Genomic DNA, 17,260 nt, shown 5'->3' with positions numbered 1-17,260 from the left:
CGGTTTTTCAGATGGCAATGTTATAATCGGTCAGCAGTATTTCTTTCAACCGTTCCTTGCTGGTATTCCCTTCCAGCTTCTGTTCAAATTCCTTCACGTTCACATCTACCAGCAAACGGTACCAGTACCCCTGCATAAAATGGAAGATGAAGCCGCGGTACCCGTCCATAAAGCCGAAGCGGACGAAGTAGCGGAAGCAGAAGTACATGAAGGCCCGCGCTCCCGGCGGAATGGAGGCGTAGACCTTTTCTTTCAGGAAACGCTTGCGTTTTGCCTGTGAGCTGCCGGCCTGCAGCAGCCGCTGGTCGCCTTCCATAAAGCCGTACTTGATGTTCAGGAGGTCTATCATTTCGCGGATGGCGTAGTTGTTATGCTTATTCACCCACCAGTGGATCGAATTCAGATTGTAGTCCACGATATGTTCCCTGAACATGATCGTTTCGCCTTCAGACACTACGATGTGCTCATCCATCCAGCGCTGCTCGATGCTGCCTTTGGCGTTGCGCCAGATGCGCATGAGCGTGTGCGGGTAGAAGCCGCCGTAGCGTATCCATTTGCCTTTGAACAATACTTTCCGGCGGATGTAAATGCCGCTTACCTGCCCGGGAATACTGCCCATTCTTTCCCTGATCTCCTTTACCAGTCCGGGTTCCAGGTACTCGTCCGCATCCATGCGCATGATCCAGGGCGTGGTGATGCCGCAGTTGTCAAGCGCCCACTGGAACTGGTCCGCGTGATTGAGCCATTTCCGCTGGAAGATCTTTGCGCCGTATTCCTCTGCAATGGCGAGCGTATCATCTGTGGAATAGGCGTCGATCACATACAGCTCATCCGTGATCTGCCGCATGCTTTCCAGGCAGCGGCGGATGTGTTTTGATTCGTTGAAAGTGAGGATGATGACTGCTATTTTGTTCATCTTTTTACTTTGATGTCGTTAACGTTCTGGTACATGTCCGCATAATCCGTTGCCAGTTTGGATTCATTGAAATCCTGCCGGATGACCTCCACGGCTTCCGTGCGGATGCGGCGGCGCTCGTCGCGCGCGAGCCAGGCTTGCCGCAGCTTTTCCCTGACCTCTTCTACATCGCTGATGCCGGTCACCCAACCCAGCCCTTTCTCCTGCACGTACTTCGCGAGGCCCACGTGCTCGCTGACCAGCACGGGTGTGCCTACGGACAAGGATTCTATCACTACCACCGCAAAATTTTCGTTGTGCGAGGTGAGCGCAAACAGGTCGGATTCGGCGAAGAAGCTGAACTTCTCTACACTGCCTTTCCATCCTACCCATTCCACTTTATCTTCCATTCCGTTATCCCTGATGATGCCTTTCAGGTATGCCACATAAGCATCTTCACCCGAACCGGCGATGCGCAGCCGGTAATTGAAGTCCACTTTCGCGAGGGCATGCAGCAGGATGTCCAGCCCCTTCTTCGGGTCTACCCGGGAAAGGAAACTGATCGTGAAAATGCCGTCGTCCTTTCCATTTATTTTTTCTTCGGGGAGATATGGAAGGTCAACGATATTATAGATCAGGCCGCCGCGCCAGGTGTTGTTCAGCCGCATGCAATCATTCCATTCCACCTGCGAGGTAACATGCAGGTAGGTTTTGGAGAGCAGGTATCTGCCGATCACATTGTGCAGCACCTTTTTCTTCAGCTGGTTTTTACTGTTGAAAATATACTCGCAGAGCATGCCGCGGGGGCTCAGCACCGGCTTGACGCCTTTCATGGTGCAAATGAGCGATGCGCCCATGATGAGAAAGTTCCACCAGGAATGGATGTGCACGGCGTCATAGCGGTCTACGGTGGACCAGGTTTCTTTCCACAGCGAGGGAGATACATGCGTATGATCTTTCGTGATGCGTTTGAAGAACCTTACCTGTACGCCGTCCATCATCACCGGTTCATTCAGCGGCATGTCCAGCTCCGTTTTGCCGTTGGCCGTAGTGGTGTACACGGTCACCGAATGGCCGATCTGCACCAGGCTTTCAGCCAGACGGGCAACGGAAACGATGGGGCCGCCATAGATATACGCGGGTTTATACGAAGGGACTATAAAAAGGATGTTCATGCTTTTTAGAATTTCGTGCCTTTATAGGTTAGTTTTTTGTAGATGCCGCGGGCGTTTATCACTTTGGTGATCATTTCGTAGAAGTACCGGGCGATGTTACTATCTCCGAGGTCGAGGTCTTTTCTCATGCGCTGGTTCTCCGCCGTCATCCGGTCGGTGACGGACACGGAAAAGGAGTTGCCGTGCATCCTGTATTCACCGAGGGGGTGCGGGATATAGCCTTTCTTCACGGAGGGATCGAGGCATATGGAAAGGAGGAATTTGGAATCCGCGGAGTATTTCAGGGATTTGTCGAAACCGCCTTTCCGGTCGTAGATCTCGCGCGTCCAGAAGGAGCTTTGTTGTGCGAAGGGTACGCGGCGCAGATTGCGGATGGCCTGGTGGCTGAGGTTCACGCCTTTGTAAGTGTATGCGATAGCGCCGGTTTCGGAGATGTAGTTCACATCTCCGAATACGATATCGTAATTCCCTTTTTCAAATTTCGTCACCACTTTTTCCAGCGTGTACGGCAGCAGGCGGTCGTCCGCATTAATGTAACAAAGGTATTTTCCGCTGGCGCGGTCTAGTCCTTTGCGCAGTGCGTCGTACATGCCTTCATCTTTTTCGGACAGCAGGATGTCTACCGGCTGCGGATGATTCTTTACCACTTCCAGCGTGTTGTCTTTAGACAGACCGTCCACCACGATCAGCTCAAAGTCGCGGAAAGTCTGCCGCTGGATGCTGTCCAGCGTATCTTTAATATATTCTTCACCGTTATATACCGGTACGATAATGGATATGATCTTCGCCATATTATTTTCTGAATTTTTTAATAACGGCGGGGTTCCCTGCAACGATGGCATATTCCGGAACATCCTTCGTTACAACGGAACCCGCGCCGATGATGGAGTGTGAGCCTATCTTGATTCCCGGCAGGATGATGGCGCGCGTGCCGATCCAGACATCATCGCCGATCACGACCGGCTTGCGCTGCGTGGCGCCCTGCTCCCGCATGGGAATATCTGTCCGTTCAAAATTGTGGCTGCCGGAAAGAATGGTCACTTCCGGGCCGAACATTACATCGTTTCCGATGATGGTGTCATTCCCGATCCAGCCGCCGGTATTCAGACCGGTGAATGAACCGATCACAATGTTGGCGCCGCTGCCGAAACGGGTATTGCGGCCTACCTTGATATTTTCGCCCGCTTTCAGAAAGATCTTCGAGGCCAGCCAGGTGCGGAACGACAGGCAAAGGCCGCCGATCGGCCGCGGCGGATCGGGCAGCCAGATGGCCACGCTGTAGTAGAGGTACAACAGAATGCTTTTCTTCAGCGAGATGTTGGAGCGTTTCAGGAAGTACAGGGGATTGTCCCGGTACATCTTCACCTTGCCTGTTTTGGCATCCGTTTTTTCTTCAAATAGTTGTTCGGTGATCATGTTATATCGGGTTGAGTTCAGGTATGTTCATTTCTTCGGCCTGCTGGGAAACAGAGCCTGTCAGTTCGTAATAGGTGGTCATCACAATGGCTGCGATGGCGGGAATATTGAAGCGTAAATGTTGTATCGGCGAGAAAAGGAACGTCCATATCAACCCGATCACCATCAACACCAGCACAGGATACAGTTGCAGCTCCTGGCCGTTCCGCACGATGTACAACCCCATCTTCATCAGGAAAAAGAACAGGCAGACAACAGCGATAAATCCACCCAAACCCGCATTCACCCAGGCTCCCATCACCACCGAGTGGCTGGGTATCAGCCGGTCTTTCTCATATGCCTTCATCACATTCATATCCTCATCATGATAAGCCAGCAGGATCATGTAATACTTCAGCGTTTTGTCCACCGCCCAGGAACCGTGCCCGAACAGCGGCGCGTCCGCAATGGCGGTGGCGGCGGCGAAGGTTTCGGCGCGGCCCGTCATCAGCAGCCCGAGGGGATTGTATGGATTGTCCAGCCGCGCGATCTGGGCTTTGGAATGTTCCCCGCCTATTTCATCGTTCATCACCGCGTTCACATAAAAAACATACGCTACCTGGAAGAGCGCGGCGAAGATGACGGCGAAAAATGCGATGCGGCGCCCGGAGATCGTGGCTTTCGTATTCATGAACCAGATGATCACGGCGGAAAGGAAGAAGATCACGCCGGTAGACCGGGTGTCTGACGCAAAGCAGAGCAGGCTGTAGGCGATCATTACCGTCATCACCAGTTTCAGTTCATTGCGCGCGTACAGCCAGAAAATAATGAGATATACGGTATAGGACAGGATCGGGGCGATCTTGAACTTGAAATAACTCATGTCCGAATCCACGATCTCGTCCGTATAAATGATGTTGCGCAGAATGGTCAGGCCGATGAAAAGCAGGATGGTAGACTGATCGTTCAGCGTTTTGAAAAGGAAGACGATGGACAGCATGGAGATGATGGTGGCGGCCCATCCCCGCATGAAGTTCTGCGGCGAGGCGCCTACTACCAGCACGTCTGTAATGATCTGGAAAACGAGCAGCATGAGCAAAGCCGCCAGCGCCTTTTTCAGGTACGGATATTCTTTCAGGTCCGTCTGCCGGAACACGAAAGGCGCCGCCAGCAGTACCACCACTTCGTTCAGCCGCAGCTGCCCGACCACGTTCACATCGATGGTGCTGAGCAATGTATACAGCAGCACGCCGATCTTCTTATACATGTTAGACATGCGCTACCTTTTGTTTGTCGTACACGAATTGCAGGATGCTTTCCAGCCGCTGCCGGTTCACGTCCGCACTGTATTCCTTCATAAAATCCTCCCGCAATGCCGCGCCGGTATGGCCGTCGTCGTGAAAGGACTGCAGGGTTTGTTTAAATGCCCTGCCGGTGTCCGCAATGATAAAATGACTGCTTTGCACCCCCTCCACGCCTTTTGACGTGGCGATCACGGGCGTCCGCAGGGCCATGGCCTCCAGGCATTTCAGCCGGGTGCCGCTGCCGTGCAGCAGCGGTATGATCACCGCGGCGGCTTTTGCGATGTAAGGCTTCATGTCTTCCACCTTACCGATACCGGTGATATTTTTCCATTTTGATTTGCCGGTAAAGCGTATCAGCGTTTCTTTCGACTGCCGCCCTACCAGCCACAGCTCGAACTTTTCCGCCAGCGCATCGTCCCACACCTCGTCCATGAACCACTTCAGTCCCTGGTTGTTCATGAACATGCCGAAGTTAGCCGTCATCACCAGCAGGCGGGGATCTCTCTGCTCCTGCACATTGTATTCGCGCTCATCGAGGAAGTTGGGCACTACAAATACTTTCTCCGGATCGATGAAACCGGTATGATAGGCTTTGTCGTGCTCGCTGACCACCAGCACAGCGGCGGCCTGCCGGAAATACCTGCGTTCATGCATTTTCTCCAATGCCACAAGCTGCGAGCGGCGGAGCTTCTGCATGAAATTATGCGCGGGCACCTGCAACGTGTGCATGGCCTGCGCGTTGTGCGTACCGAGGATCACGGGTATGCCGCGGTCCGCGAAGAACCGCATGTACTGGCCGATGAAGCCATAATCCAGGAAGGCCACATCTATTTTGTAGTTGGTGCAAACGGTCTTGAATAAACGAAGCACTTCGCCGGACTGCTGGAAGTAGTGTTTGCCGGTAATGCGGTCCATCATGCCGAGCGGCAGCTTGCGGTGCGTGAGAAATTCCACGCCTTCGATCCGGTACTGCCGGAGGTCTGCCTGCTCCTCGTTGCGGATGATGGCAAACACCTGGTGGCCCAGCTCGGCCAGCGCTTTCAGGAGGTAGTAGCTCCGGATCTTTTCGCCGCCGTTCTGCGGAAAGGGCGATATGGTGGTGAAGAACAGGATATTCATGACACCAGCAGATTACTGTGTTGATGTTCCAGTGCCGATTCAATGCCGGCCATCATCTCCACATATTCATGATAATATGCCGCGCTGAAGGCAAGGCAACGCTGCCTGTCGAACCGCACGATGCGGTCCAGCACCTGCGCGGGACTTACTTTTTCGGGGGAATACCCCAGCACGGAGCAGCGGTTTTCGAGGAAGCCCGCTTTGTCCAGGATGTGATAGATCTTGCTGGAATCCTTGTTCACGAAAAAGCGGTACTTCACAATACCGTAGTTATCGAAGCTGAAGAACGGCACGCCGTTGTGCAGCGAAACGATGATCGGGTGCATGTTGTGGCCGATATAGCCACCGGAGTGACGGATGAGGGAATACCATTCCAGCGGATCGATGGGTATCCTGATATTGATATCAAGACCGTAATCCGCGAATCCTTCAGGATAGGTAAGCCCCACCAGCGTATATCCTTCCGCCTCCGCCAGTCTTCTGAAAGTGCGCATCCATTCGTCCGGCACGCTTTTTTTCTTGAAGCTGATGAGCAAATATTTTTCGGGCAGGTTGAACCGTTCGATCAGCTGTTTGCTGTACAGCGATTCATCTATATTATGATTGAAGGCGAAAACGGGATCGGGCGTTACCGGCGGGATGACCGCGCCGCGGGTCACATATTTTACCAGGCCCTGCGTCCACTTGTCGCGCACGGAGATGTAGGAAAAATAATCCAGGTTAGTGCGCATGCCCTGCTTCTTCTCTTCTTCGAAGAGCTTGTAAGGCGCGTTCTGCGAGGAGGCGGACATGATGGCGAGCGGAACGGGTTCTTTCAGCAACGGGAAGAAGCTGCCCCAGAAAGGGTTCGGGAACATGCGGTCGCTGGTGGGCGGCTTCACGTTGCGGGAAAGGTAGAGGCGCTGCTTCAGGGGCACCGGGCGGTGTTGCATCACAGCGTCGCTGCCGGTTATGATGCCTTTGATGTTATATTTCTCGATGGCATCGGCAATATCCTGGTCCGTGCGGCACAGCGCCGTTGCCGGCAGATGCATGTCCTGCACGGCATGATGCGCCTCCGCCTGTTCCACGGGCACCGCGTTCAGATATTGTTTCTCCAGGTCAAAGGGTATCCAGTTAATGAAAATGGGATCATATCCCTGCTTGCGGAGATATCCGGCAGTGGACATGGCCTGCAGGTTCGCGCCGAAGTTATAAACGGAGCGGTAGGTAAGGATGCCTATTCTTTTGTAATCTCTCATGATACAACTTTTACGATTTTATCCACCTTGTAACGCGGTGAACTTGCAATGGAAAGTTTGCCGGGAACGTGGCCGCAGCCAATGAGCATGGATACCACTTCCGAATCCGGGATGCCGCACAGCGCGCGGAGCTTTTTATCATCTTCTTTCGATACGCGCACATATGCCAGCGATACCGCGCCGATGCGGTAATAGTGCAGGCCGTACAGCAGGCTCATGGCGTACATGCCGGAGTTGAGGAACGCTTCGTTCCTTTCCGTAAAACCATTGAACACGCCTATCTCCGCCGTGAGCACGATCACTTTGTCGATCATCTGCCCGAAACCGCGGTTGCCTTTCTGGCTTTCCAGCAGCCATTGTATGTTGGCCTTGTTCTCGAGGATGTACACGCGGTTGGGCTGGCGGTTGCAGGAGGAAGGGCTTTTCTGCGCGATCTCCACCGCTTTGAGGATCAGGTTGCGGTCTACCGGCTTATCGATGAAGTTGCGGATGCTGTGACGGGAAAAAGCAAAATCCCGGAAGGAGCTGTCCGCATGCTTGAAATATTCATCGTTGTCACATCCCAGTTGGGAACAGGTATCCACCACCTTCGTTCTTTCGCTCAGCGTTTTGATCTTGTTCACCAGCACGGGATCGAGCGCGAATTGCAGATCGTGGTGCACGCGGACATATTCGTTCAGCAGCTTCACGGCGTGCAGAAAGTGGTCGTCCTGCTGGTTGCACTGTTTATCGATATAAGTATTACAAAGACCGATCAACGTATGCAGCGCGTCCTTTCCGAAGCCGGCGCGCATGTCCGGCATGGTCAGTCCTTTTTCTATGATATGATAGGTGACAATGATCTTGCCCAGCAATATTTTTTCTTTGTTGGGGGACAAATAGCCGTTGGCGTATTTTTTATACCGCCTGATATCCTCCCAATAATAATTGAGCGAATACATGTAATATTTCAGATCTCCGGGAATCATCCGGCCCACCAGGTTTCTCACCGACATAAAAGGTATTTTCAGGTTTTAAACAGGTTTCAGTCTTGTACTTACTTTTGTGATCGCCTTTTCCAGCATTTCTTCCAGCTTTTCATGCTCGTAAGACGTTAGTCCCAGGTATTTAATGCAGAGGATGACGGAAAGCGAGCTGATGATGCCCGTGAGCAGCAGCCGGAAGAACCCTTCATCCATGAATAAAGATGGAATAACCGCAATACCTGCCGCTACGGTCACCGGCACCAGCGCCTGCCATATCACTTTAAAAAGATAGTCGCTGATCTGCAACCCCGTCAGCCGCCTTGCCGCCAGCGCCCTGAACCCGCAGGAAATGACCTCCACGAAAATGGCGAACACCATTACGGTAAAAGGCGGAAAGCCCGCGCGCAACAGCAGCCAGGAGCCCGGCAGGTTCAGCAGCAGCAGGATGCTGATGATCACCTGGTATTTTTTGATCCGGCCAACGGCATGTACGGCGATCTGTAAGCCGGAAGACAGCTGGTTGATCAGCGAAGCGATAATGATCAGCCGGCAGAAGACAACGGTGTGTTCCGGGATGTTGTGCAGCCAGAGCTTCAGGACGAACGGCATTTCGATAATCGCGGGAATGGCAAAGAAAGCAAGCAGGAAAAACGAAAACTTGCAGGCCATCATCGCCAGCTGTATCATCCGCCGGCGGTTGCCGCTGCCTTCGCTTTTTACGATCTGCGGGTTCAGTGATTGCAGCATGGTCACCGAGAAGTATGTTAGTTGTGCGTTGATCTGGTTGGCGATACCAAATGCTGCATTGATCACTGCCCCGAAGAATACATTTAATATAACGGCTACGCCCTGGCTTTTAGCGATCACGCCGGATGCTCCGATAGTGGACCAGCCGGCGTAGGCGAACATTTCTTTTATCAGACCCTTGTCCAGCGCATGCCTTCGTATCCGGCTCTCATCGTACTTCCTGGCGCAGTAGATCCGCTTCACGATCAGCAGCAGCACCGCCAGTATGGCGAGCGCCCCGCCGTAAAAAATGAGCCGGTCGCTGAAAGCATAAGGGAGGTAGATGGCAAGACTCAGTTTCGCGACCGACTCAATGATCCCCAGCACCGCTACGAAGAGCATGTTTTCGTTTGTGTTGATAATGGCATCGTAAGGCACGGAAGCGATCGTAAAAAAAGCAGTGACCACCATGAAATGGAAAATGCTTTTCGCCGCATGCAAACGTTCCGGCGGAATGCTCAGCACGTTGCCGAAGAGGTACATCCCCACTATTTCCAGCAGCAGCACTACCGCTATCCCGATGATGAGATGCAGCAGCACGCTGGAATTAAAGACCTTCTTCAGCTGGTTGCGGTCGCCCGCGCCCAGGGAATAGGACATATACCTTTGCGTAGCCAGCGTCATGGCGCCGTTCAGAAAAGAGAGCAGCGCCACCACGCCGGCCACCAGGTTGAAGATCCCGTAGTCTTCCGCACCGAGCGCATGCAGCACAAGCCGCGTTGCATACAGCGCGATGAACATGGAGACTATCATCTTCCCGTACAAAAATCCGGTATTAAGTACTACTTTATTTGCAGCCTGCATGTATTATCCCATCAGGTGTTCAAACTGAGCAATATCTTTTTTGCGGAACAGCTCTACGTCCATCGCCACCATTTCCTTTACCAGCGCCGGCAGGTCGTACGTTGGTTCCCAGCCGAGCTTTGTTTTGGATTTGGTGGGGTCGCCGATGAGCAGGTCCACTTCCGTAGGCCGGAAATATTTCGGGTCTACCGCTACCACTTCCTTGCCTATGGGCAGGAGATAATCTTTATTGCGGCAGGCGGTCACTACGGCTACTTCATTGACGCCTTCGCCGAGAAATTCCAGCTCAATGCCCAACTCGTCGAACGCCATTCTTACAAAATCACGTACGGGCGTGGTGATGCCGGTGGCGATCACGTAGTCTTCCGGCTCGTCCTGCTGCAGGATGCGCCACATGGCTTCCACGTAATCCTTGGCGTGGCCCCAGTCGCGGCGGGCATCGAGGTTGCCGAGATATAATTTTTCCTGCAGGCCGAGCACGATGGCGGCGGCGGCGCGGGTGATCTTCCGGGTCACGAAGGTTTCGCCGCGGAGCGGGCTTTCGTGGTTGAAGAGGATACCGTTGCAGGCATACATGCCGTATGCTTCGCGGTAGTTCACGGTGATCCAGTAGGCGTACAGTTTTGCCACGGCGTACGGGCTGCGGGGGTAGAACGGTGTTGTTTCCCTTTGCGGCACTTCCTGCACGAGGCCGTAGAGTTCTGAAGTGCTGGCCTGGTACACGCGCGTTTTCTGTTCCATTTTCAGGATGCGCAGCGCTTCGAGGATGCGCAGGGTGCCGATGCCGTCCGCATTCGCGGTGTATTCAGGCGTATCAAAGCTCACGCGCACATGGCTCATGGCGGCGAGATTGTATATTTCGTCCGGTTGGGTTTCCTGTATGATACGGATGAGGTTGGTGCTGTCCGTCATGTCGCCGTAGTGCAGTTTGAAGCGGACATCCTCGCCGTGGGGGTCCTGGTACAGGTGATCGATCCTTTCAGTGTTGATCAGGGAGGCGCGGCGTTTCACGCCATGCACCATGTATCCTTTTTCCAGCAGCAGCTCTGCGAGGTAGGCGCCGTCCTGCCCGTTAACACCAGTAATTAAAGCAACTTTCATGTGGTCATGATTTTAGTAAGTGTATGTTGTGTTGTTCCGATACCGTAGTAGGTAAATCCTTTTTTGTGCAGCATTACATCGTCGTAGATGTTTCTGCCGTCGAAGACTGTTCTGGCTTTGATGCGTTGCCAGTCCGGCAGCCGGAATTCGTTCCATTCCGTTACCAGGGCGATCGCATCCGCGCCGGCGGCGGCATCGTAGAGATCGGTGCACCAGGCCACTTTGTCTGCCAGTATTTTTTTTGCTTCGTGCATGGCAACGGGGTCGAATACACGCACCAGCGCGCCCGCCTGCAGCAGTGCGTCTATCAGCACCAGTGATGGCGCCTCGCGCATGTCGTCCGTATTTGGCTTGAAGGAAAGGCCCCAGATGGCGAAGGTTTTTCCGCGCAGGTCGCCTTCAAAATGCCGGTCGATCTTGTCGAACATCACTTTCTTCTGATCGTCGTTCACGGCTTCCACTGCTTCGAGGATGCGCAGGCTGCGGCCATATTCCATGCCTGTTCTTACCAGCGCTTTCACGTCTTTCGGGAAGCAGGAACCGCCGTACCCGATGCCGGGATAGATGAAGCGGTGGCCGATGCGGGGATCGCTGCCGATGCCTTTGCGTACTTTGTTCACATCGGCGCCGACCAGTTCGCAGAGCCCGGCGATATCGTTCATGAAGGAAATTTTTGTGGCGAGCATGGCGTTGGCCGCGTACTTCGTCATTTCAGCGGAAGCGATGTCCATGAAAATGATGGGGTGGCCGTTCAGCAGAAAAGGATAGTACAGCTGGTCCAGCACTTTCTGCGCGCGTTCGGTGTTCACGCCCACCACGATCCGGTCGGGCTTCATGAAGTCCGCCACAGCGGCACCTTCTTTCAGAAATTCCGGATTGGAGGCTACATCGTAATCGATCAGCGTTCCTCTTTCCAGCATGGCTTCCTTGATGGCGCGGTTCACTTTTACGGCGGTGCCTACGGGCACGGTGCTTTTAGTGACTACCACCAGGTGGCCGGTCATGTGCGTGCCGATCTCTTTTGCTACCTGCAGCACATATTGCAGGTCCGCGCTGCCGTCTTCGCCGGGAGGCGTGCCTACCGCAATGAACGCCACCTCCGCGCCGGGGAGCGCTTCCGTGATATTCGTGCTGAAGGCCAGGCGGCCGTTCTGGTAATTGCGGGTTACCACTTCTTCCAGTCCGGGCTCATAAATGGGCAGGATGCCGTTGCGGAGATTGCTGATCTTTTGCTGGTCCACATCCACGCAAACCACTTCCGTTCCCACTTCCGCGAGGCAGGCGCCTGTTACGAGGCCGACGTATCCTGTTCCTATGACAACTACTTTCATTTGTTCGTAATTGATTTTTCAATGGTCAAATGGAACTTTGTTTCATCTGCTAATAATTGATCTTAAATGGCCAGATGGAACCTGGTTTCATCCGTGTCTGTATGTTTAGTGATGCATGGCATTCATGGAGTGATACTGCCCCTTGAGGAAATCGCCGTAAGCCAGCGCGATGCCGCGTTTCAGGTCTACGCTGTGCTTCCAGCCAAGCGAGTGGATCTTTGAAACATCCATCAGCTTGCGCGGCGTGCCGTCCGGTTTGGAAGTATCGAATTCAATATCTCCTTCGTAGCACACCACTTCTTTCACGATCTCCGCCAGCTCGCGGATGCTCAGGTCTTCGCCGGAACCGATGTTCACCAGCTCGCGGCCATCGTAGTTAAGCATGAGGAACACGCAGGCGTCCGCGAGATCGTCCGAGTACAGGAATTCGCGTTTAGGCTTTCCCGTGCCCCACACGGTGACTACCGGCGTGTTATTTTGCTTGGCTTCATGGAACCGGCGGATCAGCGCAGGCAGCACATGAGAATTTTCGGGATGGTAATTATCGCCGATGCCGTATAGATTGGTAGGCATCACGCTGATGAAGTTGCAGCCATACTGATCGCGGTAAGCTTCGCAGAGCTTGATGCCGGCGATCTTGGCGATAGCGTAGGGCTCGTTGGTGGCTTCAAGCGGACCGGTGAGCAGGTAATCTTCGCGCAGCGGTTGCGGCGCCAGTTTCGGGTAGATGCAGGAGCTGCCGAGGAACATCAGCTTTTTCGCCTGCTGCTGCCATGCGGCATGGATGATGTTGGAAGCGATCATCAGGTTATCGTACAGGAATTCCGCGCGGTAGGTATTGTTGGCGTGAATGCCGCCTACTTTGGCGGCGGCGAGGAAAACGTACTCGGGCCGTTCTTCAGCGAAGAACGACTGTACGTTTTGCTGGTCGCGGAGGTCCAGCTCGCCGGAGGTACGGGTGATGATATGCTGGTATCCCATTGTTTCCAGCTTTCTTTTGATCGCGCCGCCCACCATTCCGCGGTGGCCGGCTATGTAGATCCTGGATTTCAATTCCATTGATGCGGTTTTTAAAGTAATTCCGGGCGGTTTTCTTTTACCCAGTTATGTAGTTGTTTGATCTCCTGTCCTTTTCCCTTTTGCATGATGAGCAGGGCGCCGGGGGTGTCTACCACCACCATGTTGTCTACCCCCACGAGGGCGACGAGTTTTTCCTTGCCGATCACCATGCTGTTGCGGGGATTGCTTTCAATGAATACCGCCTGCTGGTTGCTGTACTGATAGCGTTCCATCAGGGCTTCCGTCAGCGCTTCGTAGCTGCCCACGTCGCTCCACTGCATGGTGCTGGGCACTACTTTTACGCGATGGCTTTTTTCCATCACGGCATAGTCGATGCTGTTGGACGGAATGGCTTCCATGGCGGCGAGTGAAATCCTGCCGGTGCGCACCAGTTCCTCCGCGGCTCTTTGGCTGGCGGCATATATTTCCGGGGCGTATTGTTTCAGCTCGTCGAGCATCACGGAGGCTTTGCTGCAGAAGATGCCGCTGTTCCAGAGGTAGTCGCCGCTTTCGAGCATGCGTACCGCGTTGGCGGCGTCCGGTTTTTCCACGAAGCGGATCACATCATGGCCATCGTAATGGATATAGCCGTACCCTGTTTCCGGGTATGCGGGCCGCAGGCCGATGGTCACCAGGTATCCAGCTTCGGCAAGCTGCCGGGCGGATGCGATGGTAGCCTCATAAATGTCCGGCGTGCCGATGAGGTGATCGGAGGGCGTGATGAGCAGCACTTCTTCCGGTTCCGCGATGAAAGCCGCGAGCGCAATAGCCGCGGCGGTATTGCGACCAACGGGCTCTGCGATCCGGCGCGCGGAAGCGCCGGCGTCCAGCAGCTGTTCCGCGATCACGTCTGCCTGCTGTTCGCTGGCGATGGCCATTACGCCGGAGCAGGCGGCGCTGTTCCGGAGGTATGTCAGTTGCAATAAGCTGCGGCCTTCAAACAGCGGCAATAGCTGCTTGGGCGTGTGCCGGTTGGAAAGCGGCCACAGGCGGGTGCCGGAGCCACCGCAAAGAATAATATGCTGCATGTGTATGCGAGGTTTTTTGATGTTATGCATAGTCCAGCACAGCCACTTCATTGTTGCGCACAGTGGCTATCATGGCGAATCCGAGACTGTTCAGCACAGCCTTTACCTTGTTCTTTCCTACTTCCAGTATCCTGCCGCGCTGGTGCATCAGCGGACCGGCGGTGATCTCCACGAGATCGTTCTGGCGGATAGGGAATTGTTCGAGGGTGGCGCTTTTGTATTCGCGCAGGAAGCGTTTGATGAGGTCGATCTCGTAATCATTGATCACGGCCGGTTTCCCGAGCCAGTAAACAAAGTTGATGATGCCTTCTGTTTCGCGTACCAGGTTCTTCTTGCTTTCAGGGATACGCACGAATACATAGGATTTGAACAGTGGTTCCTGCACCAGCTTGCGGCGGTCGCTCCATTGCCGTTCAACATGGTTAAGCGGACAATAGCTTTCCAACTGCTTGCGGGCGAGCAGATCGGCTACTTTCTTTTCCCATCTTGCTTTGGTATACACTGCATACCAAGCATGCATTTCCTGTTGCATAAGTTTCAATTTTATGGTTAACGGATAGCTGGTTTGGTTTTTCATAACGTGGAATAGTTAAAGGCGGGTGAAGGGAGTTGTGCCGGGTCATTGCACAGCTTCGCCTTCTCAGTCACATGATGAGTTTTTCAATAGCATACATGGTTTCTTTATCATCAGATGTTAAAGATGTTCCGTATAAATTTTTTCGGTTTGCCGTTCTGTTCATCCACATATCCGTAGCCGTGGCCGTAGCCATAACCGGCCACTCCGCGCGGCTTCACACCGTTATATACCAGGTTCAGCTTGCCTGCTTCGCCATTGCGGTACAGCTCGTCTATCAGCTTGAGGTACAGCCTTGGCGTTACCTGGTGACGCATGACGTACAGGCATGCGTCCGTATGCGGCGCCAGCAGGCGGGCGTCCGTAACCAGCCCCACCGGCGCGGTATCTATGATCACATAATCGAACATGGCGCGCAGGTGGCGGATCATTTCTTCCAGCCGTCCGTTGAGGATCAGCTCCGTCGGGTTCGGCGGTATCACGCCCGCGGGCAGCAGGAACAGGTATTCGTTGCCCGGTACGGCGCGGATCACGTCGGAGAGGGAGGACTTGCCGACGAGGTAGTTGGTGATGCCGGGGTCCCGCTGCACGCCGAGCATATTGCTCAGCATCGGCTTGCGCAGGTCAAATTCCAGCAGCACTACTTTTTTGCGCAGCAAAGAGAGACTGGTAGCCAGGTTGAGGGAAATAAAGCTCTTGCCTTCCCCGGAGATGGAGGACGTAACAAGCAGCGTTTTATTATCTCCGTTCAGCCCGATGTAGGAGAGCGAAGTTCTGAGGGAACGGAATTGCTCTGCTACAAGACTGCGTCTGCCATCGGCAATCACTACCGGCTCTTTGCTTTCGTCAAACAAGATCTCCGCAACGATCGGCGCGGAAGTAACTTTTTCTATATCCGCACGGGATGTAACCTCCCGGTTCAGCATATCTTTCAGCGTAATGAAGCCGGCTACAGCCACGATGCCCGCCAGCGCCGCAATACCCATGACCATCATGCGGCGGGGGCTGAATGGCGCGGAGGCGGATTCGGCGGCATCTACGATCCGGCTGTCTGAAATAGCCGCGGCATAAGCCAGCGCCGTTTCTTCCCTTTTCTGTAAGAGGAAGGTGTAGATGTTATTCTTGATCACCTGCTGGCGGCTTACTTCCAGCAAGCCTCTTTCCTTTCCGGGAACAGTGCGCAGCATGCCCATGAAACGGCCGTTGGCGGCTTCCAGCCGTTCGCGGCCCGCCATGATATTGGCGCGCTGGCTGCGGATATTTTCGAGGATGCCGGGCTTCAGCATTTCCGCCTGCTTGTTGAGGCTTTGCATAACCGGACTATTTTCCGCGGTGGTCTTTTTCAGTCTTTCTTTTTCCAGCTCGGTTTCATAGAGCTTGCTCACCAGCTCCAGCAGCACAGGATCGGAGATGCCCATGGTGGCCGGTACTACGTTCACGCCTGCCTCTTTTCCGCTGACATACCGCTCCACGGCGTCCAGCACGGAGAGCTGCATGTTGGCCTCGCTGATCTTGGTATCGTTCTCCTGCACGCTGGTAAGGAACAGTTTGCTTTGCTCGCTCATGTCCACAATACCGGCGCTACTCTTGAAACGTTCCACGTCCTTTTCCACCTGGCTTAGCTCATCTGTTACGATCCGCAGGCGCTCTTCCACGAAAGCCATAGTGCTGGCGGCCAGCCTGTTCTTGTCCGCAACGGCGGCCTTGTTGTATTCCGCGATCAGGTTATTCAGCACATCTTCTCCGCGGGCCGGCACTACATCGCTGTATTCCAGCTTTATCACGGTGGCCAGCTTGGAGATGGGCGTTACTTTCAGGCGGCTTTGTATAGCGGCCATAGTTTGTTTTTCGTTGGTGATGCGCAGGTAGCAGGATTTCTCCGGCACTTCCACGCCCGGCCGCGGAACGATCACCATTTTACCCCAGGGCGTTGCCACGGTATCATTGAGCGGGTAGGCCCTGTTGTTCAGCGTGATCTTGCGGTGCGCGGAATCGTATTGCAGGGATACGATCTCCGGCGCGCTGTTGCGGATGTTCCAGGGTTCCAGGAACTTCATCTGCACGGGTGCGTCTTTGTAAGCGATGATGTCCCGGATATTTCCCTGCTGGAATATCTCGCCGTAGAGGTTCAGGTTACGCACCACATCGCGCGCCAGCGTACGGGAGGTGAGTATCTGTATTTCGTTCTCGATGTTCTTTTTGGAACCAAAGAGGTCCAGCGAGTTGAGTATGTTCGTGTCGTTGAGGTCTTTCGATTCATCTTTCACCAGCAACGATGCGGATATTTTATATACCGGCGTTGCGTAGCGGAGATAAGCGTAGGCGCCTCCGAGGGCGATCGCGATCGCCAGCAGGAACAAAGGCCAGTATGCCAGGTACCGGTACCGGATCAGGGCAAGCAGATCTACCTGCTCCTGGGGTTGTACGCGCTTATGTGAATTTGTCTGCTGCATAAATGGTTTCTTCAATATATGGTTCTTCCT

At 54.0% G+C, this 17,260-nt stretch carries 14 protein-coding genes and 1 pseudogene; all 15 read right to left on the bottom strand.

The features are described 5' to 3' along the window. Positions 1-7: 7 nt before the first annotated feature. Positions 8-916: a glycosyltransferase family 2 protein gene (locus CCY01nite_RS08855; RefSeq protein WP_146859780.1), complete on the bottom strand. Its 909-nt coding sequence runs from the start codon at positions 914-916 to the stop codon at positions 8-10. Continuing rightward, positions 913-2,070 (bottom strand): XrtY-associated glycosyltransferase XYAG1, encoded by a 1,158-nt coding sequence (locus tag CCY01nite_RS08850; RefSeq protein WP_146859778.1) that lies wholly within the window; start codon positions 2,068-2,070, stop codon positions 913-915. Before CCY01nite_RS08850 ends, CCY01nite_RS08855 begins: the two co-directional genes overlap by 4 nt. A gap of 5 nt (positions 2,071-2,075) precedes the next feature. Further along, positions 2,076-2,861, bottom strand: a complete 786-nt coding sequence (locus CCY01nite_RS08845; protein WP_186830975.1) for a glycosyltransferase family 2 protein — start codon at positions 2,859-2,861, stop codon at positions 2,076-2,078. Between the two features lie 25 nt (positions 2,862-2,886). Beyond that, a pseudogene (locus tag CCY01nite_RS27100) lies at positions 2,887-3,027 on the bottom strand (DapH/DapD/GlmU-related protein); the annotation flags it as partial. A gap of 460 nt (positions 3,028-3,487) precedes the next feature. Next, positions 3,488-4,741, bottom strand: a complete 1,254-nt coding sequence (locus tag CCY01nite_RS08835) for a hypothetical protein (RefSeq protein ID WP_146859773.1) — start codon at positions 4,739-4,741, stop codon at positions 3,488-3,490. Continuing rightward, positions 4,734-5,888, bottom strand: coding sequence for a glycosyltransferase (locus tag CCY01nite_RS08830; RefSeq protein WP_146859771.1), 1,155 nt, complete (start codon positions 5,886-5,888; stop codon positions 4,734-4,736). The genes CCY01nite_RS08835 and CCY01nite_RS08830 overlap by 8 nt, the downstream gene beginning before the upstream one ends. Continuing rightward, positions 5,885-7,129: a polysaccharide pyruvyl transferase family protein gene (locus CCY01nite_RS08825; protein WP_146859769.1), complete on the bottom strand. Its 1,245-nt coding sequence runs from the start codon at positions 7,127-7,129 to the stop codon at positions 5,885-5,887. The genes CCY01nite_RS08830 and CCY01nite_RS08825 overlap by 4 nt, the downstream gene beginning before the upstream one ends. Beyond that, positions 7,126-8,124: a nitroreductase family protein gene (locus CCY01nite_RS08820; RefSeq protein WP_146859767.1), complete on the bottom strand. Its 999-nt coding sequence runs from the start codon at positions 8,122-8,124 to the stop codon at positions 7,126-7,128. The genes CCY01nite_RS08825 and CCY01nite_RS08820 overlap by 4 nt, the downstream gene beginning before the upstream one ends. Positions 8,125-8,142: 18 nt before the next feature. Continuing rightward, positions 8,143-9,633: a lipopolysaccharide biosynthesis protein gene (locus tag CCY01nite_RS08815; protein WP_186830974.1), complete on the bottom strand. Its 1,491-nt coding sequence runs from the start codon at positions 9,631-9,633 to the stop codon at positions 8,143-8,145. 54 nt (positions 9,634-9,687) lie between these two features. Then, entirely contained in the window at positions 9,688-10,785 is a 1,098-nt protein-coding gene (gene gmd / locus CCY01nite_RS08810) for a GDP-mannose 4,6-dehydratase (protein ID WP_146859763.1), read from the bottom strand. Then, a complete protein-coding gene (locus tag CCY01nite_RS08805; RefSeq protein ID WP_146859762.1) occupies positions 10,782-12,116 on the bottom strand; it encodes a UDP-glucose dehydrogenase family protein in 1,335 nt (444 codons plus the stop codon). Before CCY01nite_RS08805 ends, gmd begins: the two co-directional genes overlap by 4 nt. Before the next feature lie 105 nt (positions 12,117-12,221). After that, a complete protein-coding gene (fcl, locus tag CCY01nite_RS08800) occupies positions 12,222-13,175 on the bottom strand; it encodes a GDP-L-fucose synthase (protein WP_146859760.1) in 954 nt (317 codons plus the stop codon). Between the two features lie 11 nt (positions 13,176-13,186). Continuing rightward, entirely contained in the window at positions 13,187-14,203 is a 1,017-nt protein-coding gene (locus CCY01nite_RS08795; RefSeq protein WP_186830973.1) for a mannose-1-phosphate guanylyltransferase, read from the bottom strand. Between the two features lie 22 nt (positions 14,204-14,225). Next, on the bottom strand, positions 14,226-14,735 hold the full coding sequence (locus CCY01nite_RS08790) for a UpxY family transcription antiterminator (RefSeq protein WP_146859756.1): 510 nt from the start codon (positions 14,733-14,735) through the stop codon (positions 14,226-14,228). A 155-nt stretch (positions 14,736-14,890) separates the two neighbouring features. Continuing rightward, positions 14,891-17,230 carry a GumC family protein gene (locus tag CCY01nite_RS08785; protein WP_146859754.1) on the bottom strand — a complete coding sequence of 780 codons (2,340 nt, stop codon included), beginning with the start codon at positions 17,228-17,230 and terminating at the stop codon, positions 14,891-14,893. Between the last annotated feature and the right edge of the window lie 30 nt (positions 17,231-17,260).

This window comes from Chitinophaga cymbidii, from assembly GCF_007992715.1.
GTDB lineage: Bacteria > Bacteroidota > Bacteroidia > Chitinophagales > Chitinophagaceae > Chitinophaga > Chitinophaga cymbidii.
This window is presented reverse-complemented; position numbering and strand designations above follow the sequence as displayed.